Origin of the sequence: Curtobacterium sp. ISL-83 (assembly GCF_018613895.1) — a bacterium.
GTDB lineage: Bacteria > Actinomycetota > Actinomycetes > Actinomycetales > Microbacteriaceae > Curtobacterium.
Genome location: NZ_JAGGPH010000013.1, coordinates 1 through 20564 on the forward strand (window position 1 = coordinate 1; position 20564 = coordinate 20564).

The following is a 20564-nucleotide window of genomic DNA, read 5'->3' on the forward strand; positions in this document are numbered from 1 at the left end:
GGGCGACGCGGTGCGCCGACGGCAGGCCGACGACCGGCGACGACGGAGCCGGCGGCGTGACCGGCCCGGCGCTCGACGGCGGCATCGCCGGCGACGCGGGCGCCAGGTCGATCGGCGACGCCGGGGCCGCCGGGGTGACCGGACTGGCGAGGTCGGCCGTCGACGGACGGGAGGCCGGACGCACGGACCTGGGGGCTGTCGCGCGGACCGTGTGGTCGCGCGCGACACCCTTCCCTCCACCCGCGGATCGCTCCGCCTCGATCCGCGCTCGTCGGGTCAGGTGGACGACCGGGGCGGGTGCGTCGGCGGAACCGTCAGTGGATGCGGACTGGAGTGGGGCGTGGGGCATGCGTGCGGCGACGATCCTGATCGAAGAAGCGGGGCTCGTTGGTAACGAGCAGATAACGGGACTCCTGAACGGTAGCAAAGGCCGCCCAGGGTCGCCAGTCCTGGACACGTCCCGCGGACGCCCCAGACCGAGGGGCCGACCGCACCCGGGCCCACGCCCGGACCCACGGTCCCGACCGATCAGCTGGTGAGCGCCTCCGCCTCCAGACGGCGGACGAGTTCCTCGAGCTCGTCGACCACCGCGGGGCTCGCGAACAGGAACGACCGCGTGCCACCGGCCTCCCAGATGCGGGTCGCCGCACCGGCCTCGGCCGCCACGATCGACCCGGCGGCCATGTCCCACGGGTTGATGCCGCGCTCGTAGTAGGCGTCGACGACCCCGGTGCCGACGGCGCAGCAGTCGAGCGACGCCGCTCCCCCACGGCGGATGTCGCGCACCTCGCCGATCAGGCCAGCGAGGACGCGGACCTGCTCACGGCGACGGTCGGCCGTGTACCCGAACCCGGTCGCGACGAGCGTCTCGGCCAGGGATCGCGGGGCACTCACGGTGAGGGGGACGGCGTCCCGCGTCGCGCCCGCGCCCGCGACCGCCCGGAAGAGGACCCCGGTGGCGGGGGCGACGACCACGCCCGCGATCGGCTGCCACGACACCGGGTCAGGACCGCCCCGGACGACGCCGATGCTGACGCCGTACTCGGTGCTCCCGTAGAGGTAGTTGACGGTCCCGTCGATCGGGTCCACCACCCACGTGATGCCCGTCGCGCCCGAGGCGGAACCGGACTCCTCGCCGTGGAACGCGTCATCGGGCCGGGCGTCGGCGATGCGGCTCCGGATGAGGGCCTCGACCTCGCGATCGGCCGCGGTCACGACGTCCGCGATGCTCGACTTCCGGTCTGCGACCTCGACCCCCTCGGTGCGCCGGCGTGCGGCGAGCGCGGCCGCCTCGCGGGCGATGGACTCGGCCAGGTCGGCGAACGCGGAGGCATCGGGTTCGGGCGCCCGCCCGTCGGACGGCGCCGCGGACGGCACGGCGGACGGCACGGATGGAGTGGAGGCGGACGGCGTGGCTGCGCTCATGGGCCCATCCTGCCCGTCGCTGCCCGTGCCCGACGCCGAGCCCGACGCCGAGCCCGACGACACCCGCGTCCACACCAGTGCCACCGCCAGCACCAGCACCAGCACCAGCACCAGCGGCATGGCATGGCAGGAACCGGAACGAACGACGCGGCCCGGAACGACACTGCCGGGAACGACACTGCCCTGAACGACGAAAACGGCCCCGTCTCTCGACGAGGCCGTTCGATGAGCGGACACCGAAGTGTCGCTCGTTCCGTGGCAAGTGAGGGATTCGAACCCCCGAAGGCTACGCCGGCTGATTTACAGTCAGATCCCTTTGGCCGCTTGGGTAACTTGCCAGGTGCGCGCTCGGCCCGTGTGATCACCAACCGAAGGCGCGCACAGAAGCATAGCCGATCCGCGACCGTGGTCGTGACCACGGCGAGCCGGTCCTGCGGACCCGCCCCGAGCCTCCCGTTCGGCACGGTCCGGACGCCCACCGACCCGGTCGCGCGGACCGGCGCCGGGGAGCCGGTCCGCCGATATGCTGTGTCCCATGGCAGACAGCTCCTTCGACGTGGTCAGCAAGGTCGACAAGATGGAGGCGGAGAACGCCCTCAACCAGGCCGCGAAGGAGATCGAGCAACGCTACGACTTCAAGGGCGCCGGGGCGTCGATCGCCTTCAGCGGTGAAGACGTCCTGATCAAGGCGAACTCCGAGGAGCGGGCGAAGGCCGTCCTCGACGTGCTGCAGAGCAAGGCCATCAAGCGGAACATCAGCCTGAAGAGCCTCGACGCCGGTGACCCGTACCCCTCGGGCAAGGAATACCGGATCGAGGTGTCGTTCAAGAACGGCATCGAGCAGGACGTCGCGAAGAAGATCGGTGCGTTCCTGCGTGCCGAGGCACCGAAGAGCGTGAAGAGCCAGATCCAGGGCGACGAGCTCCGCGTCTCGTCGAAGAGCCGCGACGACCTGCAGAACACGATCCAGCTGCTCAAGGGCCAGGAGTTCGACGTGCCCCTGCAGTTCATCAACTTCCGCTGACGCCCGGCACCCCGGCCGACGCCCCCGTTCCCGAACCCGACTCCGGCACCCCGTGCAGCACTGGCTCACCGTCGCGATCACCGTCCTGCTCGTCCTGTTGGACCTCGGCATCCGCGTCTTCTCGATCATCTTCGTCCCGATCAACCGCAAGCCGCAGACCGCGACCGCGTGGTTGCTCGCGATCTTCCTCATCCCCTACATCGGCTTCATCGTCTTCCTGCTGCTCGGGTCGACGAAGCTCCCGGCGTCGCGCCGTGAGAAGCAGACCGAGATCAACGCGTACATCCTCGAGCAGACCGAGGGCATCGAGCGCGTGCGTCGCGACCACCCCTGGCCGCTCTGGTTGGAGAGCGTCACCGCGCTGAACCGGAAGCTCGGCGCGATGCCCCTCGTCGGCGGCAACTCCGCCGAGCTGTACCCAGACTCCGCTGAGGCGATCGCGGAGATGACCCACGCGATCGACCAGTCCCGACGGTTCATCCACGTCGAGTTCTACATCGCCACGCTCGACGACACCACGCGGCCGTTCTTCGAGGCGCTCGCGAAGGCCCAGGCCCGCGGGGTCACCGTCCGCTTCCTGCTCGACCACTGGGCGAGCCGTGGGTACCCCGGGTACAAGGACACGCTCGCGTTCATGGACCGCGCGAACATCGAGTGGCACCTGATGCTCCCGCTCCTGCCGCTGCAGGGGAAGTTCCAGCGCCCGGACCTCCGCAACCACCGGAAGATCATGGTGATCGACGGCTCGATCGCGTTCACCGGGTCCCAGAACCTGATCGACGAGTCCTACGACCTGAAGTCCCACATCGAGCGCGGCATGGTCTACAAGGACCTGTTCGCTCGGTTCGAGGGCCCCGTCGTCGCCGGGCTCAACGCCCTGTTCGTCACCGACTGGTACAGCGAGACCGACGAGCTGCTGTTGCGCGAGAGCGACCCGGTCCAGCGCGCCGACCGCGGCGACGCCCTGGACTGCCAGGTGGTGCCGTCCGGTCCGGGCTTCGACGGTGAGAACAACCTGCGCCTCTTCAACGCCCTGCTCTACTCAGCGCAGCAGAAGGTGTCGATCACGTCGCCGTACTTCGTGCCGGACGACTCGATGCTCTACGCGATCACGACCACGGCGCAGCGCGGGGTCGAGGTCGAGCTGTTCGTCGGCGAGATGGGCGACCACGCGATGACGTGGCACGCCCAACGGTCGTACTACGAGGAACTCCTGCGCGCCGGGGTCAAGATCTGGCTGTACCGGGCGCCGACGATCCTGCACGCGAAGCACTTCACGATCGACGACGAGGTCTCGGTCATCGGCTCGAGCAACATGGACATGCGCTCCTTCAGCCTGAACCTCGAGGTGTCCGTGATGGTCCGTGGCCGCCGGTTCGTCCAGGCGCTGCGCGAGGTGCAGGACGCCTACAAGCGGCACAGCTTCGAGCTGACGCTCGACGAGTGGGTGGACCGGCCGCGTCGGTCCAAGGTGCTCGACAACGTCGCGCGGCTCACGGCGGCCCTGCAGTAACGCGCGTCGGCCAGGAGGCACGGGGCGGCTCGTGCGTGCACCCTGCGGGAGCACGTGCGGTCCGGTAACCAACACGCCCCGCACCGCTCAGGAGCGGTGCGGGGCGTGTGGTGCTGCCTCGGGCGTGCGGGCCGCGGTCCGGCACCGCGGTGCTCGGTCCGCCGTGGCGGCGGCTGGTCAGCTCGTGGGCGCGGCGGTCCGGCCGAGGGAGACGTCGACCATCTCGTCGCGCGGGACGACCTTGATCCGCTCGCGCCCCGCTGCCGCGCCGAGTGCGAGCTCGTGCGCGTCGAGGTTGTGCCAGCCGTCGAGGTCCGTGTACGTGACCCCGCGCTCGCGGAGGAGGGCCGGGATCGCCTCGTCTGAGGGGTCCTCGGGCGTCCACCAGCTCGCCTGGTCGTTCACGATGTGCTGCACGGTCTCCATCGCGTCGGACTTCGTGTGGCCGATCAGGCCGACCGGTCCGCGCTTGATCCACCCGGTGGCGTAGACGCCTGGGATCTGCTGGTTGTCGTCGTCGAGGACCTTGCCCTCGTGGTTCGGGATGACGCCGTGGCGCTCGTCGAACGGCACGCCGGGGACGGGCGACCCGAAGTAACCGACGGCGCGGTACGCGGCCTGGATCGGGATCTCGCGGATCTCGCCGGTGCCCTCGACCCCGCCCTGGCCGTTCGGCCGCGTGCGCTCGTAGCGGATCGCGGTGACCTTGCCCTGGTCGTCGCCGACCAACTCGAGCGGCTTCGCGTAGAAGTGCAGGTGCAGTCGGCGGCTCGCCTGCCCGGTCTCGCGGGTGCGCCACTGCTCGAGCACCCGGTTCATCACCATGATCTGCTTGTTCGTCGCGATGGCGGTCTTCGACGCTTCGTCGTGGTCGAAGTCCTCGTCGTAGACGATCATGTCGACGTCGCGGAGCTCGCCGAGTTCGCGGAGCTCGAGCGGCGTGAACTTCACCTGCGCGGGACCACGGCGACCGAACACGTGCACGTCGGTCACGGGCGAGGCCTTCAGCCCCTCGTGGACGTTCGCGGGGATCTCGGTCGGCAGCAGGTCGTCCGCGTGCTTGGCGAGGATGCGCGAGACGTCGAGGGCGACGTTGCCGTTGCCGATCACCGCGACGCTCGAGGCGGTGAGCGGCCACGTGCGCGGGACGTCGGGGTGCCCGTCGAACCAGCTCACGAACTCGGCGGCACCGTACGACCCGTCGAGGTCGACCCCGGGGATGTCGAGGTCGGCGTCCTTGATCGCCCCGGTCGAGAACACGACGGCGTGGTAGTGCTTCTTGAGGTCGTCGAGGGTGATGTCCTCGCCGAAGCGCACGTTGCCGAAGAGCCGGACGACCCCGCGGTCGAGCACGTCGCGGAGCGCGTTGATGATGCCCTTGATCCGGGGGTGGTCGGGCGCGACGCCGTACCGCACGAGGCCGTACGGTGCCGGGAGTTGCTCGAACAGATCGATCGACACGTCGTAGCCGTGGGCTTCGCGCAGCAGGATGTCCGCGGCGTAGATGCCGGCGGGGCCGGCGCCGACGATGGCGAGTCGGAGGGTGGGCACTGATCGTCTCCAGTTCGTTCGGATGGGGTGCGCCGTGGGGTGCGCCGTGTTGTCCGCCGCGGGGTCCGCCGGCCGCGTCACGACGAGCGGCGGGCGCGCCGGCTCAGCGGCTGCGTTCGACGACCGACTCGGCGAAGCGGGTGAGCGCCCGCTTCACCGTGCCGGCGGGCAGGGGTCGGAGGGCGTCGACGGCTTCTTCCGACCAGCGGACCGCGAGGGCACGGGTCGTCGCGGTGGCCTCGTGGTCGTGGAGGGCAGCCACGGCGGACTGGTACGCGGCCGTCCCGACGGCGTCGTCCGGTGCGCCGTTCACGTCGCGCTCGATGCGTTCCACGAGCGCCACGGCGTCAGGGGCTCCGGCGGCGGCCAGGCGACGGAGCTGCAGCAGGGGCAGCGTGTCGACCCCGGCGCGCATGTCGTTGCCGGCGATCTTGCCGGTCCGGTCCGTCGCCGGAGCGAGGTCGATGACGTCGTCGACGAGCTGGAAGGCCACGCCGACCTTCTCACCGAAGGTCCCGACGGCATCGAGCCAGGCACGGTCGGCACCGGAGAACATGATGCCGGCGCGGGCCGCGGTGGCGATGAGCGACCCCGTCTTGTCGCTGAGCACCTGGATGTAGTGCTCGACCGGGTCGTCCCCGGGCTGCGGGCCCGTGGTCTCGTGCAGCTGCCCCATGCAGAGCCGCTGGAAGGTCTCGGCCTGCATCCGGATGCCCTCTGGACCGAGGTCGGCGGTGATGAGGCTCGCGCGGGCGAACAGGATGTCACCGGTCAGGATCGCGACGTTGTTGCCGTAGGTCACGTGCGCAGCCGGGACACCGCGGCGCACCGGGGCCTCGTCCATCACGTCGTCGTGGTACAGCGACGCGAGGTGCGTGGTCTCGATGCTGACGGCGGCCTTCACCACGGCATCGGTCACACCGCGCCCGAGCTGGGCGATGAGCAGGGTGAGGGTGGGCCGGATGCGCTTGCCGCCCGCGGACAGCAGGTACCGGCTGGTGGTGTCGGCGAGCGTGTCGGCCGACCGCATGGCGTCCTCGAGCCCGCGTTCGACGAGTTCGAGGCCGTCGTCGACCGCAGCGATGAACCGCCGCTCGGCCGGGGTCGCGAACAACCGCTCGCCGATGCCCAGCGATGCGCGGAGACTCGGTGCGCGACGTGCGACCGGGACGCTCGGATTCAAGTGCTGCTCCGTACTCGGGGAGGGCCGGTCAGTCGTCGCGGTCGCCGGAGCCCGACGGCTCGACGCGCGGCTGCTCGCCGGTGGTCTGGTGCTCGCGGCGCGCCTTCGCACGACGGGCGGCGGACTCGCGGACCGTGCCCTCGACGGGCTTCCGGCCGCGGTGGAGTGCGACGATCCCGGCCGTGAGGTTGCGGTAGGCGACCATCGTGAAGCCGACGCCACGGAGCCACTGGCTGAGCACCTGCTGCTCGGGCCAGGCCTCGATCGACTCGGCGAGGTAGCGGTAGGCCGCCGGGTTGCTGCTCGACAACTTCGCGACGCCGGGCAGGACCCGCTTGAGGTACGTGCCGTACCCGAAGCGGAGCAGGGCGATCGGCGGCGTGGAGAACTCGCAGATGACGACGCGGCCGCCGGGCTTGAGCACCCGGAGCATCTCGCCGAGCGCCAGCATCGGGTCGTTGACGTTGCGGAGTCCGAACGAGATCGAGACCGCGTCGAAGGAGTCGTCGTCGAAGGGCAGCTGCTCGGCGTCGCCCTCGACGAAGGTGATCTCCGGGTGCCGCTCGCGCCCGACGGCAATCATGCCCGCCGACAGGTCGAGCGCGGTCACCTCGGCACCCTTCTTCGCGAAGGCCGCAGCACTGGTGCCGGTGCCGGCAGCGATGTCCAGCACCTTCTCCCCCGGCTGCGGGTCGACCGCACGGACCGTCGCGACCCGCCACAGCGGAGCGTTGCCCGCCGAGAGGATGTCGTTCGTGAGGTCGTACTTCGCGGCGACGTCGTCGAACATGGCCGCCACCTCGTCCGGCCGCTTGTTCAGGTCCGCTCTGCTCACCTGACCAATCCTAGAGGGCCGGACCCGATCATTCCCCGGTGCTTCCTGCGCGTAGCATCGGTTCGTGACCCGCACCACGACGGCGGCCCCGCCGCTGACGGTCTCGACCCGGATCCTCGACGACCCGGGCGCCGTCCTCCGACACACCCTCCGGGACAGCCCGCTCGCCTTCGTCCGGAACGGCGACGGCATCGTCGGCATCGGGGAGGCGCTCCGCTTCACCTTCTCCGGGCCCGAGCGGATGCGCGACGCCGCTGCGGTCTGGCGCACCGTGGTCGCCTCGGCGGTCGTGGACGACCCGGTGCAGCTCCGCGGGACCGGGCTCGTCGCGTTCGGGTCCTTCACCTTCGCGGACGCCTCCGACGACACGAGCGTGCTCATCGTCCCGCGCGTCGTGATCGGGCGCCGTCGCGGCAAGGCGTGGTTGACCGCGATCGACACCACGACCGACCCCGCGTTCCTGGCCTTCACCCGCACGTCGGTGCCGGTGCCGCGGGTCGGTCCGCACGTCACCGTCGCCCTCGGACCGGGGGCGGTCGACGAGGCCACGTACGGCGCGAACGTCACCGAGGCGGTCCGGCGCATCGCCGCGGGTGACGCCCGCAAGGTGGTGCTCGCGCGGGACCTGGTCGGGCACCTGCCCGCGGACGCCGATCGTCGTGCGATCCTGCTCGACCTCGCCCAGGCGTACCCGCAGTGCGTCACGTTCGCGGTCGACGGGTTGATCGGCGCCACCCCGGAGACCCTGGCCCGGACCGACGGCACCCGGCTCACCGCGCGCGTGCTGGCCGGGAGCGCGGCCCGCGGCACCGACCCCGCGTCCGACCGTGCGGCCGCCGAGGCCCTCGCAGCGAGCACGAAGGACGTCCAGGAGCACGCCTACGCACTCGAGAGCCTGCTGGACGCCCTCGCGCCCCTCGCGACCGACCTGCGCGCCGACCCGGAGCCCTTCCGCCTGCAGCTGCCGAACCTCTGGCACCTCGCGACCGACGTGCAGGCGACGCTGCCGCTCGGCACGACCTCCCTGGACGTCGCCGACGTCCTGCACCCCACCGCGGCCGTGGCGGGCACCCCGACCGATGTCGCCGTGCGGCTGGTCGCCGAGCTCGAGGGGGTCGACCGCGGTCGCTACGCGGGGCCGGTCGGGTGGTTCGGCGCGAACGGCGACGGCGAGTGGATGCTGGCGCTCCGGAGCGCGCAGCTCACGGACGACGGGATCGTCCGGGCGTGGGCCGGTGCGGGCATCGTCGCCGGGTCGGACCCGACTCGGGAGGTCGCCGAGACGGCCCTCAAGTTCCGTCCGATCACCGACGCCCTGGCCTGAACCGCCGCGCGTCGCCTGAACCGCCGCGCATCGCCTGGACCGCACCGCGTCACCTGACGCGACGCGGAACGGGCGGACGGGAGGCGCGGTGCCAGCCGGCACCGCGCCTCCCGTCCGGTGGCCCGCCCCTCGGGCCGACCCGCGTCGTTCAGTCGGCCAGCGGGACCTCGATCACGACGCGCTCCGCCGGGTCGGTGAGCACGCGCTCGAGGTCGCCCCACGTCGCAGCCCGTCGGTACTCCCACCCGAGCCCGGTGACGACACGTTCGATGTCGACGTGCTGCGGCGTCGTCATCATGCGGCGCATGTCCTGCTCCGGCGTGGTGGCGGCGACCTCGAGACCGCGGAAGATCGCGCCCCCGCCGTCGTTACCGACGACGACCTGCACCCGGTGCGTGCGTTCCTCGGTCCCCGTGACGAACGCGCCCAGGTCGTGCAACAACGTGAGGTCCCCGAGGAGAACGCGTGTCGTGCCGACGCCGGCGCTGGTCTGTTCGAGGGCGGCCGCGATCCCGAGCGCCGTGGACACCGTGCCGTCGATCCCAGCGAGCCCGCGGTTCGCGTGGACCCGGAGCTTCTTGCCGAGGACACGACCGTCCGCCACGCGGATGATCTGCGACGCGCCGAGGACCAGTCGGTCGTGTGGCCAGGTGGCTCCCCAGACGGCCTCGGCGAGCATGGCGCGGTCCACGGGACGGCGACGCAGCGCGACCTCGTCGCGGAGGAACCGGTTGCGCTCGGCGCGGTCCTCGGACCGCTTCGCCTGCAGGTCGGGCCCGGCGTCGCCCGCGCCGAGGAGAGCACGGCTCGCCACGACCCAGCGACCGACCCAGGCACGGTGCTCGGGCCGGGTCCGTCCCGCCACCCGGACGTCCGACACGACGGTCGTCGGCGCGTCGGGGTGCGCGGCTCGGGCCGGGTCGTAGACGTCCGCTCCGGCGCCGCGGACCACGATCGTCTCGACGTCGCCGCGCTGCAGCAGGGCCGGGATCTCGCGACTGAGGGTCGGGTGCCCGAGGACGACGGCCCGCCGGACGGCGCCACCGAACGCCGGGTCGCGCAGGAGCTCGCGGTAGGCGACGACGAGGTTGCGCCCGAAGCGCGCACCGCTCGACACCTCGGCCAGCAGTGGCGCACCGAGCTCCCAGGCGATGCGCTCGGCGTCGTCACCGGCGTCGTGTCCGGCGATCACGACGGTCGCGGGGTCGTCATCGGGCGCGAGTTCAGCGATCGGGAGCCCTGACCGTACCCGACGGGTGGCGAAGGCGAGGTCGACCTCGGCGTCCGGCACGCCGACGACCGCCGCGTCGCCGAGTCCGGCGGACAGGGGCTCGCGGAAGGCGGTGTTCAGCTGGACCGGGCCGGGCTGCCCCTCGTGCCCGGCGGCCGCGGCGACGGCCTGCCGCGCCAGGGTCCGGACGGCGTCGCGCGTGGTCGCGTCCGTGTTCCCCGCGGTCGGCGCCGGGACGTCGCGCACGAAGGACACCGCCGTCCCGAACATGCCCGGTTGCACGGTGGTCTGGTTGCTCCCGATGCCGCGGAGCTCCCTCGGACGGTCGGCGCTCAGCACGATCATCGGCACACCGGAGTGGTGCGCCTCGAGCACGGCCGGGTGGAGGTTCGCCACCGCGGTGCCCGACGTCGTCACGACGGCCGCGGGACGCCCGCTCTCGACGGCGAGCCCGAGGGCGAAGAAGCCCGCCGTCCGCTCGTCGAGTCGCACGTGCACGGTGACGCCACCGGCGCGCTCGAGTGCCACCGCGGCGAGCGCGAGGGCCTGCGACCGCGAACCCGGGCTGACGACCACGTCCGACACGCCTGCCCGCGCGAGTTCCTGCAGGAGCATGAGCGCGAAGTCCGTCGCGGGGCTGCCGGAACCGAGCACCGCGTCAGTGTTCGGCGTGGCCGTCGTCGTCGCGGTCGTGGAACTGGTCTTCGAGGTCTCGGAGGGTGGCGTCGTCCTGGTCCTTGTCCGTGCGGGGACCCCGCGGTCGGTCACCGCCGAGGAAGTCCGGGTCGTCTTCGGGTCCACGGTACCGGGACCGACCGTCACCGGCGGACGCAGGGGCCCGGCCGAGCAGGAACCACAGCACCGCGCCGAGGACGGGCAGCACGATCACGAGCAGCACCCACACCGCCCGCCGCAGCGAGCGGATGCGCTCCCGCGGCATGGTCGCGCAGTCGATGGCCGCGTACACCGTGAACGCCACGGCGGCGACGGCGACGACGAGCCAGAGGCGAACCATGCCGGGGAGTGTAGGACTCGCCCCTGTGACCGTCCTGCCGGTCACGGATCCGTAGACTTGCCGGGTGAAAGCGTGGCTGATCTACACCGCCGCCCGGCTCGGCATCTTCGCCGTGGCCCTGGCCGTCTTCCTGGTGATCGGGTTCCCGTGGTACTGGGCGACGATCGTCGCGGCCCTCGTCGGCCTGCTCGTGTCGTACATCGCGCTGCCGAAGCTCCGTGCCGACGTCGCGTCGAGCCTGGCGAACCGCCGGGTCGTCCCGGAGCGTGACGAGGACAGCGACTTCGAGGACGACTTCGTCGACGCGGCGGACACCCCGGCGCCGGGCACCGGTGGGTCCGTGGCGCCGCCGGTCTCGGACGCCGAGCGACACCGGTCCGCCGCCGAGCTGCGGCGCGACGAGGACTGAGCACGCGGGCGCTGCATTCGCTGGTGCTCCGTGCGGCCGCGCTGCGGCACAGGCCGTCCGGTCGCACAGGCCGTCCGGTCGCACTGGCCGTCCGGTCGCACTGGCCGTCCGGTCGCACTGGCCGTCCGGTCGCGCTGGTCGCTGGCCGTCCGGTCGCGCTGCGTCCTACGGTTCCAGGGCCAGCGTGACGGCCAGCACGACCCCGAACGCCAGCGAGGCGAACGACGACAGCTGGAGCGCGGTGATGAGCTCCCGCGGCTTCCGTGACGACACCCCGATCAGGAGCGCCGGCAGTGCGAGCAGCAGCGAGAAGTACGTGAACCCGGTGCGGAAGTAGAGCACCACGAACCACAGCAGCACCACGTACGGCAGCATCAGGAACAGGCCGAACAGGACGCGGGCCACCGGGCGACCGACCACGACGGCGAGGGTGCGCTTGCCGGCGAGCCGGTCCTCGTCGATGTCACGGATGTTGTTCACCATGAGCACCGCGCAGGCGAAGAAGCCCGCGGCGACGGCCGCCGCCCACCCGCTCGCGGTGACCTGCCCGATCTGGATGTACTCCGTGCCGAGCACCGCGACGAGCCCGAAGAAGACGAACACGAAGACCTCGCCTAGGGCGTTGTACCCGTAGGGGCGCTTGCCGCCGGTGTAGAACCACGCCGCGGCGATCGCGACGGCACCCACCAGGAGCAACCACCACAGCTGGGTGAGCACCACGATGACGATGCCGGCGACCGCGGCGAGACCGAAGAACGTCAGGGCGACGGTCAGGACCGTCCGGGGCTTCGCGAGCCCCGCACCGGTGAGCCGTGGCGGGCCGACGCGGAACTCGTCCGTCCCGCGGACCCCGTCCGAGTAGTCGTTGCTGTAGTTGACGCCGATCTGCAGGAACAGCGCGACCGCGAGCGCGAGCAGGGCCAGCGCGAGGTGGTGGTCCTTCCCGAGGTAGCCGCCGAAGTCGCCGGAGAACCGGCTGTCCACGAAGGCGACCGCGGTGCCCATGACCACGGGGACGACCCCGAGGGTCAGCGTGCGGAGTCGGGCCCCGCCGATCCAGTCACTCGCCGTCGCACGACGCTTCGCCGGTGCCGCAGCCGCGGCCTTCGCCGGGTTGCCGGATCGGCGCTTCGCCGGGGTCGTGTTCTTCGCTCGTGCCACGACCGCCAATCGTATCGGCGCCAGCCGTCGGTCGTGTGCGCGCCCCACTCGTGACAGTCGAGACGACGCACTCGTGACGTGCCGTGCCGTGCCGTCCCGTCCCGTCCCGTGGTTCGCGGCGTCAGGTCACGCGTCGGGGTCGGCGAGCGCGCGGATCGTCCGACGGTCCGGCTTGCCGGACGGGAGCATCGGCATCCGGTCCACCACGACGACCGCAGCGGGCCGGGCGGCTCGGCCCAGGGCAGCGCCGACGTGGTCCCGCACGGTGGTGAGTCCGACCGCGTGGTCGGTCACCACGACCGGCACCTCGCCCCACTCCCCCGACGCGCGACGCGTCACGACCGCGCCCTCCTGCCCCGGGAGCTCCCGCACCAGCCGCTCGACACCGCCGAGCGGCACCTTCTCGCCCCCGGAGATCACCACGTCGTCCAGTCGGCCGAGCACCCGCACGGTCCCGTGCTCGACCGTCGCGGCGTCACCCGTGCGGTACCAGCGGAGCCCGTCCCGGTCCGTGAAGGCCGCCGCGGTGCGCTCCGGGTCGCCGACGTACCCCTCCGCGAGCATCGGACCCGCCAGGTGGAGCTCACCCGCCACGACCTCCGCGCGGACCGTGCCGAACGGCATGCCGTCGTACACGCAGCCGCCGCTGGTCTCGCTCGCCCCGTAGGTCGTCACGACCCGGACGCCCGCGTCCAGGGCCCGCTGCCGGAGGGGCGCCGGGGTCGCCTGGCCACCGACGAGGACCGCGTCGAACCGCGCGAGGGCTGCCCGTGCACGCGCGTCGTCGAGGATCCGGGCGAGCTGCACCGGGACGAGCGACGTGTACCGGCGAGGCGCCCCCGGACCGGCGTCGAGCCGATCGACCGCGTCCGCGAAGGCCGCTGCCTCGAAGTGGCCGCCGGGGACGATCGACGGAGCGGTGCCGGCCGCGATCGACCGCGTCAGGACGTTGAGGCCCGCGATGTAGTGGGTCGGCAACGCCAGCACCCAGCCCCCCGGGCCGCCGAGGGCCGCGTCGGCGGCCGCCGCCCCGGCGAGGAGCGCGTCGGCCGACAGCGCGACGCGCTTGCCGGTGCCGGTCGACCCGCTCGTCTCGACCACCAGGGCGACCCGCTGCTCGACGTGGGACGGAGCGGGCGTCGGGAGGGCGGGAGCGTCATCCGCGACGGGGAGCAGCGCGTCGCCGCCGGCGAGTGCAACCTCCAGACCGCGGAGCACGACCATCGGGTCCGACGTGGCGGTGGTGACCAGCCGCCGGGTCATCGCGGTGTTCCGCCGCTCAGTAGTGCCACGGGAACGACGTCCACTCCGGCGGTCGCTTCTCGAGGAAGGCGTCGCGGCCCTCGACGGCTTCGTCCGAGGCGTACGCGAGCCGGGTGGCCTCGCCCGCGAAGACCTGCTGGCCGACCATGCCGTCGTCCACCGCGTTGAACGCGAACTTGAGCATCCGGATCGCCGTGGGCGACTTGCCGAGGATGATCTCGCCCCACCGGATCGCCTCCCGCTCGAGGTCCTCGTGCGGGATGACGGCGTTCACGGCGCCCATCTCGTACGCCCGCTGCGCCGAGTACTCCTGCGCCAGGAAGAAGACCTCGCGCGCGAGCTTCTGCCCGATCTGCCGGGCGTAGTACGCGCTCCCGTACCCGCCGTCGAAGGAGCCGACGTCGGCGTCGGTCTGCTTGAAACGCCCGTGCTCGGCGCTCGCGATCGTGAGGTCGCAGACCGCGTGCAGGGAGTGTCCGCCGCCGGCCGCCCAGCCGGGCACGACCGCGATGACGACCTTCGGCATCATCCGGATGAGGCGCTGCACCTCGAGGATGTGGAGGCGCCCCATCGACGCCTGCGCTGCGGCGGGGTCGACACCCTCGGGCGGGGCGCCCTCGTCACCGACGTACTGGTACCCGCTCCGGCCGCGGATCCGCTGGTCGCCGCCGGAGCAGAACGCCCAGCCGCCGTCCTTCGGGCTCGGGCCGTTGCCGGTGAGCAGGACGACGCCGACGCGGGGGTCCTGGCGGGCGTCGTCGAGTGCGCGGTACAGCTCGTCGACGGTCCGCGGGCGGAACGCGTTGCGGACCTCCGGACGGTCGAACGCGACGCGGACGATGCCCTTCGAGACGTGCTTGTGGTACGTGATGTCCGTGAAGTGCTCCGCGACGGGGGCCGCGGTCCAGACGTCGGGATCGAACAGGTCGGAGACGGGAGCGGGCATGTCCCCACGGTACCGCCAGGGTTGCGGTGGTCGTCGCTGCTCGTTGCTGGTCGTTGCTGGTCAGGGGCGCTGGTCGGCGGCGCTGGTGCGGTCGGCCGCGGTACTGCAGGCGCGGGGCTGAGTCAGCCGCCCATGTCGGTCAGGACCTCGGGCGCCACGAAGACGACCAGGACGATGAGGATCACCGGGTTCGCGACGAACGCCACGACGACACCGATCGCCCCGTACCAGCGACCGAACGACCCGACGGCCGCGATGAACCCGAGCACCGCCGCGATCAGGGTGAGGAACACGACGACGAAGCAGATGCCGAACGCGAACGTGGTGTCGCCGCCCATGTAGACGGCGAAGGCGCTCGCGTCCACCGCAGCCGACACGACGGCGAGGCCGAGCGCGATCTTGCCGACGATCGGGTTCCGACGCCGCGCGGCCTGCGACTGCTGCCGGGTGTCGACCGTGTTCCGCTGCATGAGCCGGGCGAACTCGTCGGTGTTCCGGGCGGCTGCGCCGGACGGGTTCCGCGCGGCTGCGCCGGACGGGTTCCGCGCCGCCGCGGCGCCCGGGTTCCGCGCGGTCGCCGAGGTCCGAGCGGCTGCACCCGCGGGCTTCCGCGCGGCTGCTCCCCCGGTCGGGGCCGAGCGTCGCGATGCGCGCTGCTGCGGTTCGGACGCCACCGGCCCTCCATCTCAAGGTCTCCGCCGACCGTTGCCGACCGGTGCATGCTAATGCCCCGCCCTGGCGGTCCCCTCCCAACGAACCGGGAGCCAGCCGGGCTCCGCTGGGAAGATGATCGGGTGCTCACCGACCTCTCCGAAGTCCTCGCCGACGCGCACGTCGTCGCACTGCCGATGCGGGTCCGGTTCCGCGGCATCACCGTCCGCGAGGCCGTCGTCCTGCGCGGTCCGCACGGGTGGACCGAGTTCTCGCCGTTCGTCGAGTACGACGACGCCGAGGCCGCCGCCTGGCTCCGCGCGACGATCGACTTCGGCTGGACGGCCCACGAACCCGCCGCCGACACGGTGCCCGTGAACGCCACCGTCCCGGCCGTCACCCCCGACGCCGTCGCCCCGCTGCTCGCGCGGTACGCGGGGTGCACCACCGCCAAGGTGAAGGTCGCCGAACCCGGCACCACGATCGACGACGACGTCGCCCGGGTCGCCGAGGTCCGGCGGGTGATGGGCCCGGACGCCGCCGTCCGGGTCGACGCGAACGGGCTGTGGTCCGTCGAGCAGGCCGCGCGCGCGCTCGAGCGCCTGGCACCGTTCGAGCTGCAGTACGCGGAACAGCCCGTCGCGACCGTCGACGAACTCGTCGCGCTCCGGTCGCGGATCGCCGGCCTCGGCGTGCCCATCGCGGCTGACGAGAGCGTCCGGAAGGCCGCCGACCCCCTCGCCGTCGCACGTGCCGGGGCGGCCGACGTGCTCGTCGTGAAGGCGCAGCCGCTCGGCGGGGTGACCGCGGCGGGGGCGATCATCGCCGAGGCGGGGTTGCCCTGCGTGGTGTCCAGCGCGCTCGACACGTCGGTCGGGCTGGGGATGGGGGCGTTCCTGGCGGCGCGGGCGATGTCGCCGGGGTACGCGGCGGGGCTCGGCACGGCGGCGATGTTCACGGCGGACGTGACGGAGGCGCCGCTCCTCCCCGTCGGTGGTCGGATCCCGGTGCGTCGGGTGTCCGTGTCCCGGGAGGCCCTGGTTCGGAACGCGGCTGCGCCGGAGCGGTCGGCCTGGTGGCTCGACCGGGTGCGCCGGGTGCACGCGCTGCTCGGCGTCTGACACGGCGCCCCGCGGGCGCCCGGGCCGTCGGGCACGCGGGGCCGTCGGGCAAGCGGGGCGTCCGCGCGAGCGGGTCGTCCGGGCGAGAGGGGAGACGTGCAGGCCGGGCGGCCGGGCGAGCGGGCAGGACACGCCGCTCGCGTTCGCCGAGTGTGCACGAACTGTCGCCTGACGGGGTCGAGCGCGACAGAATGTGCACCCTCGACGAACCACCCGGGGCGCGCCGAGACCTGCCCCGTCACTCCCAGCACGACCCAGGGGACGGACGCACCCCGCACGGACGGGAGGCGCGGTGCCAGCTGGCACCGCGCCTCCCGTCCGCCGTCGGTCGCGTCAGCGACCCACCAGCGTCGAACTCACAGCCCGGAGTAGCTGTGCAGCCCCTTGAAGAACACGTTCACGACGGAGAAGTTGAACATCACCGCACCGAAGCCGATGAGCGCCAGCCAGGACGACCGGGCTCCGCGCCAGCCGCGCGTGGCGCGGGCGTGGATGTACCCGGCGTAGACGACCCAGATGATGAAGGTCCAGACCTCCTTGGTGTCCCACCCCCAGTAGCGACCCCAGGCACGCTCGGCCCAGATCGCACCCGCGATGAGGGTGAACGTCCAGAGCACGAAGCCGACGAGGATCACGCGGTACGTCAGGACCTCGAGCCGGTCGGCGTCCGGCAGCGTCTCCATGAACCGGAGCTGCTTCGACGCCGGGCGACCCTGCCGGTAGGTCTGCACGAGCTGCGACACGGCCAGGCCTGCGCCGAGGGCGAAGAACCCGGTCCCGGAGATCGCGACGAACACGTGGATGACCAGCCAGTAGGACTGCAACGCGGGCTGCAGCGGCACGACGGGCACGTAGTAGTTCACCGTCGCGATGCCGAGCAGGATGATCGTCAGCCCGGTGATGAAGACCCCGAGGAACCGCAGGTTCTGCCAGAACTGCACGAGCAGGAAGATCAGGATGATCAGCGCGGTGCCGGTCAACGAGAACTCGAACATGTTGCCCCACGGCACACGGTCGGCTGCGATGCCCCTGAGGACGTCCGAACCGATGTGCAGCACGAGCCCGAGCACCGTCATCGCCATGCCCACGCGCTCGAACTTCGAGCCGCGTCGGCCGGGGCCCGGGGTCGTCGGGGCGTCGACGCGTTCGAGCACGACGGTGCCGCCGCGGACCGTCGCGACCGTCTTCGCCGCCGCGGCAGCGCCCGAGCCGGCGTTCGCCGAACCGGTGGTCGCCGCGGTCACGTCGCCCGCGCGCTTCGCCATGTCCAGCGCGAACGCGATGAACGCGACGACGTAGACCGCCATCGCGGAGTACGTCAGCACGACCGAGTAGGTCGCGAGGGTCGTCGTCATGTTCACTGGGGCATCCTAACTCCGAGGTCCGACGTGTGCCGTTGCGCGATCTCGGCGACGGCACGCTCGAGATTGGGGTCCTCGCCGCGGGCCAGACCCGCGTACTCGAGGTCGTACTCGTCGTGCGCCTGGTCCGTACGCCGGACAGCCTTGACCCACACACGCCGGCGCGGGACGAAGAGCGACGTCAGCAGGCCGAGCACCGACAGCGCCGCGAACCCGCCGACCCAGAGCTGCGACGGGTCGTGGTGCACGTCGAGCGAGACGTAGCGCTTGACGCCGTCGAACGTGATCGAGCCAGCACCGGCCGGCAGGGTCTTGGTCTGCCCCGGCTTGAGTTCGATGCTCGCGGCCTTCGCCTGTCGGCCCGCGATCTGCTTGAGCCCGCTCGTGTCGAGCGTGTAGACGCTCTGCGGCACGCCGGTGTCGAGCCCGAGGTCACCCGTGTAGACCTGCAGGCTCAGCAGCGGGTTCTCGGTGTCCGGGTACGCGCTGGTGAACGCGCCGGTCGACAGCTTCGACGCCGTCGGGTAGAAGAACCCCTGGATGCCGAGCTGGTCGGGCTGCGCGTCCGGCACCTTGATGACGCCGAGCGAGGTGTAGTTGGCGTCCTCCGGCAGGAACGGGACGACGTCCTGGAACGCCACCTTCCCCTGGCCGTCGCGGACCGTCACCTGCATGGCGTACCCGTTGCCGAGCAGGTACACGTTGGTACCGCCCACGGACAGCGGGTCGTTGACGCCGAGGCGCGTCGTCTTCGGTGCCGAGCCCTTCTCGGTGCTCGTCACGGTCGCCGAGTAGTCGAGTGCCTGCCCGAGCGCGTGGAGGTTCTTCTCCTCGTACGTGGTCTTGAACTTATCGAGCCGCAGGTTGTAACCCTTGAGGTCCGTCTGCCGGAACCAGCGACCCGGGTTGAACGAGTCGTACGACCCGAGCACGTTCGAGAACGTCTGGCCCTCGACGAGCAGGCGCTGACCGGTGTACCCGAACCCGCCCCCGATGCCGACGGCGACGAGGACGCCGACGAGCGCCGCGTGGAAGACCAGGTTGCCGGTCTCGCGCAGGTATCCGCGCTCCGCGCTGACGGAGTCGCCGAACCGTTCGACCCGGTAGCCGGACCGCTTGAGGATCGCCATGGCGCGCGTGACCGCGTGCTCCACGGACGGGAGGCCCGTGGCCGCGTCCGCCGCGGAGGCACCGTCCGCCAGGGCGTCGGGTCCCACGGTGACCTTCTGGTACCCGGCCAGTCGCGTCAGGCGAACGGGCGTCCTCGGCGGGCGGGTCCGGAGCGCCTGCCAGTGGTGCCGGGTGCGCGGGATGATGCAGCCGATCAGCGAGACGAACAGCAGCAGGTAGATCGCCGAGAACCACACCGAGGTGTAGGTGTCGAAGACCTGGAGCTTGTCGAGCACCGGGAACAGCTGCGGGTGGTCTGCCTTGTACTGGACGACGCCGTTGGGGTCGGCCGTGCGCTGCGGCACCAGCGACCCGGGGATCGCAGCGAGCGCGAGCAGCATGAGCAGGAACAGTGCGGTGCGCATGCTCGTGAGCTGCCGCCAGAAGAAGCGCAGGTAGCCGACGGCGCCGAGCTGGGGCTGGTTCACCGAGCCCTGGTCGTCGGTGCTCGGCGGGGCCGAGTCCATGTGGTCGGACGGGCGCTGCGGGTCGGACGCGGCGTTCGTGCCGCTGCTGTCATCGGGCGTGCGGTCGTCCGTGATGCGCTCGTCGTGCGCGCGGTCGTCAGGCGCGCGGTCGTCGGGCGCGCGGTCGTCGGGCGTGCGGTCACCGAGCGCTTCGCCGGTGCTCGTGTCGGGATCAGACTGCCGGGACATAGCTCTGGATCACCGCCCCGACGCTCGACATGACGGCCGACCAGATGCCGGTGACCATGAGCAGACCGATGACGATCAGGATCGCTCCTCCGATGATGTTGACGAGGCGCATGTGACGCTTCACGGCCCGGATCGCCCCGGCGGCCCAACGGGCCCCCAGTGCGACGAGCACGAACGGGATGCCGAGGCCCAGGCAGTACGCGACGCCGAGCCACATGCCCTGCCAGGCGCTGCCCGACTGGACGCTCAGCAGGTTGATCGCGGCGAGCGTCGGGCCGAGGCACGGCGTCCAGCCGAGGCCGAACACGATGCCCAGCAGCGGCGCGCCCACGAGTCCCGTCGCCGGGGTCCAGGACGGCTTGATCGTGCGCTGGAGGAACGTGAACTGCCCGACGAACACCAGGCCCATCAGGATCACGACGACGCCGAGCACCTGCGTGATGAGGTCACGCCACCGGACGAGCCAGAACCCCAGCGCACCGAAGACCGTCGTGTAGGCGACGAAGACCGCGGTGAACCCGAGGATGAAGAGCACGACGCCCAGGACCACGCGCCCCCGACGCTGCCCGCCCTCGGCGATGCCACCGACGTAGCCGAGGTAGCCCGGCACGAGGGGCAGCACGCACGGCGAGAGGAACGACACGAGTCCGGCGAGCGCCGCCACGGGCAGCGCGACGGCCATCTGGCCGCTCAGGATCGCGTCGGCGAAGGGGTTGCTGGTCACG

At 72.0% G+C, this 20564-nt stretch carries 18 protein-coding genes, 1 tRNA gene and 1 pseudogene; 5 read left to right on the top strand and 15 right to left on the bottom strand.

All coding sequences use genetic code 11. The features are described from left to right. The 3 genes and pseudogenes from J7E22_RS12575 to J7E22_RS12585 form a co-directional block, all read right to left on the bottom strand. A pseudogene (locus tag J7E22_RS12575) lies at nt 1–349 on the bottom strand (hypothetical protein); the annotation flags it as partial. Nucleotides 350–528: 179 nt separating this feature from the next. Continuing rightward, nucleotides 529–1425 (bottom strand): inositol monophosphatase family protein, encoded by an 897-nt coding sequence (locus J7E22_RS12580; RefSeq protein ID WP_214982101.1) that lies wholly within the window; start codon nt 1423–1425, stop codon nt 529–531. Between the two features lie 256 nt (nt 1426–1681). After that, nucleotides 1682–1763 (bottom strand) — tRNA-Tyr (locus J7E22_RS12585). Nucleotides 1764–1960: 197 nt separating this feature from the next. Between J7E22_RS12585 and J7E22_RS12590 the strand changes: the two genes are divergently transcribed. Both J7E22_RS12590 and cls read left to right on the top strand, forming a co-directional pair. Then, nucleotides 1961–2449, top strand: coding sequence for a YajQ family cyclic di-GMP-binding protein (locus tag J7E22_RS12590; protein ID WP_214982102.1), 489 nt, complete (start codon nt 1961–1963; stop codon nt 2447–2449). Between the two features lie 52 nt (nt 2450–2501). Continuing rightward, nucleotides 2502–3962, top strand: coding sequence for a cardiolipin synthase (gene cls / locus J7E22_RS12595; protein ID WP_214982104.1), 1461 nt, complete (start codon nt 2502–2504; stop codon nt 3960–3962). 177 nt (nt 3963–4139) lie between these two features. Here the strand turns inward: cls and J7E22_RS12600 are convergent, their stop codons facing one another. The 3 genes from J7E22_RS12600 to J7E22_RS12610 form a co-directional block, all read right to left on the bottom strand. Beyond that, nucleotides 4140–5513, bottom strand: coding sequence for an FAD-dependent oxidoreductase (locus J7E22_RS12600; RefSeq protein WP_214982106.1), 1374 nt, complete (start codon nt 5511–5513; stop codon nt 4140–4142). A 103-nt stretch (nt 5514–5616) separates the two neighbouring features. Continuing rightward, a complete protein-coding gene (locus J7E22_RS12605) occupies nt 5617–6696 on the bottom strand; it encodes a polyprenyl synthetase family protein (protein WP_214982108.1) in 1080 nt (359 codons plus the stop codon). A gap of 28 nt (nt 6697–6724) precedes the next feature. Next, the gene (locus J7E22_RS12610; protein ID WP_214982111.1) at nt 6725–7531 is read right to left on the bottom strand and encodes a demethylmenaquinone methyltransferase; all 807 of its coding nucleotides are present in this window, start codon (nt 7529–7531) and stop codon (nt 6725–6727) included. A 64-nt stretch (nt 7532–7595) separates the two neighbouring features. Here J7E22_RS12610 and J7E22_RS12615 point away from each other — a divergent pair, with 64 nt between their 5' ends. Continuing rightward, nucleotides 7596–8855 (top strand): isochorismate synthase MenF, encoded by a 1260-nt coding sequence (locus J7E22_RS12615; RefSeq protein WP_214982113.1) that lies wholly within the window; start codon nt 7596–7598, stop codon nt 8853–8855. Nucleotides 8856–9003: 148 nt separating this feature from the next. On the opposite strand, the gene menD is transcribed toward J7E22_RS12615, so the two are convergent. Next, entirely contained in the window at nt 9004–10701 is a 1698-nt protein-coding gene (gene menD, locus J7E22_RS12620; protein WP_214982454.1) for a 2-succinyl-5-enolpyruvyl-6-hydroxy-3-cyclohexene-1-carboxylic-acid synthase, read from the bottom strand. Between the two features lie 43 nt (nt 10702–10744). Then, the gene (locus J7E22_RS12625; RefSeq protein WP_214982115.1) at nt 10745–11101 is read right to left on the bottom strand and encodes a PLDc N-terminal domain-containing protein; all 357 of its coding nucleotides are present in this window, start codon (nt 11099–11101) and stop codon (nt 10745–10747) included. Between the two features lie 64 nt (nt 11102–11165). Between J7E22_RS12625 and J7E22_RS12630 the strand changes: the two genes are divergently transcribed. Further along, nucleotides 11166–11510 carry a DUF4229 domain-containing protein gene (locus J7E22_RS12630; RefSeq protein ID WP_214982117.1) on the top strand — a complete coding sequence of 115 codons (345 nt, stop codon included), beginning with the start codon at nt 11166–11168 and terminating at the stop codon, nt 11508–11510. A gap of 165 nt (nt 11511–11675) precedes the next feature. Here the strand turns inward: J7E22_RS12630 and J7E22_RS12635 are convergent, their stop codons facing one another. The 4 genes from J7E22_RS12635 to J7E22_RS12650 all read right to left on the bottom strand — a co-directional run bounded on the left by J7E22_RS12635 (nt 11676) and on the right by J7E22_RS12650 (nt 15554). After that, nucleotides 11676–12680: a 1,4-dihydroxy-2-naphthoate polyprenyltransferase gene (locus tag J7E22_RS12635; protein ID WP_214982118.1), complete on the bottom strand. Its 1005-nt coding sequence runs from the start codon at nt 12678–12680 to the stop codon at nt 11676–11678. A gap of 117 nt (nt 12681–12797) precedes the next feature. Continuing rightward, on the bottom strand, nt 12798–13934 hold the full coding sequence (locus tag J7E22_RS12640) for an AMP-binding protein (RefSeq protein WP_214982120.1): 1137 nt from the start codon (nt 13932–13934) through the stop codon (nt 12798–12800). A 16-nt stretch (nt 13935–13950) separates the two neighbouring features. Further along, nucleotides 13951–14880, bottom strand: a complete 930-nt coding sequence (locus J7E22_RS12645; RefSeq protein WP_214982122.1) for a 1,4-dihydroxy-2-naphthoyl-CoA synthase — start codon at nt 14878–14880, stop codon at nt 13951–13953. Nucleotides 14881–15002: 122 nt separating this feature from the next. Beyond that, on the bottom strand, nt 15003–15554 hold the full coding sequence (locus J7E22_RS12650) for a hypothetical protein (RefSeq protein WP_214982124.1): 552 nt from the start codon (nt 15552–15554) through the stop codon (nt 15003–15005). Between the two features lie 120 nt (nt 15555–15674). Between J7E22_RS12650 and J7E22_RS12655 the strand changes: the two genes are divergently transcribed. Further along, nucleotides 15675–16652 (top strand): o-succinylbenzoate synthase, encoded by a 978-nt coding sequence (locus J7E22_RS12655; protein ID WP_308159248.1) that lies wholly within the window; start codon nt 15675–15677, stop codon nt 16650–16652. 356 nt (nt 16653–17008) lie between these two features. Here J7E22_RS12655 and ccsB read toward each other — a convergent pair whose 3' ends face one another. From ccsB to J7E22_RS12670, 3 genes are all read right to left on the bottom strand, one after another. Beyond that, entirely contained in the window at nt 17009–18007 is a 999-nt protein-coding gene (gene ccsB, locus J7E22_RS12660) for a c-type cytochrome biogenesis protein CcsB (RefSeq protein ID WP_214982125.1), read from the bottom strand. 2 nt (nt 18008–18009) lie between these two features. Beyond that, on the bottom strand, nt 18010–19650 hold the full coding sequence (locus J7E22_RS12665; protein ID WP_214982456.1) for a cytochrome c biogenesis protein ResB: 1641 nt from the start codon (nt 19648–19650) through the stop codon (nt 18010–18012). A 172-nt stretch (nt 19651–19822) separates the two neighbouring features. Further along, nucleotides 19823–20521 carry a cytochrome c biogenesis CcdA family protein gene (locus J7E22_RS12670; RefSeq protein WP_214982457.1) on the bottom strand — a complete coding sequence of 233 codons (699 nt, stop codon included), beginning with the start codon at nt 20519–20521 and terminating at the stop codon, nt 19823–19825. Between the last annotated feature and the right edge of the window lie 43 nt (nt 20522–20564).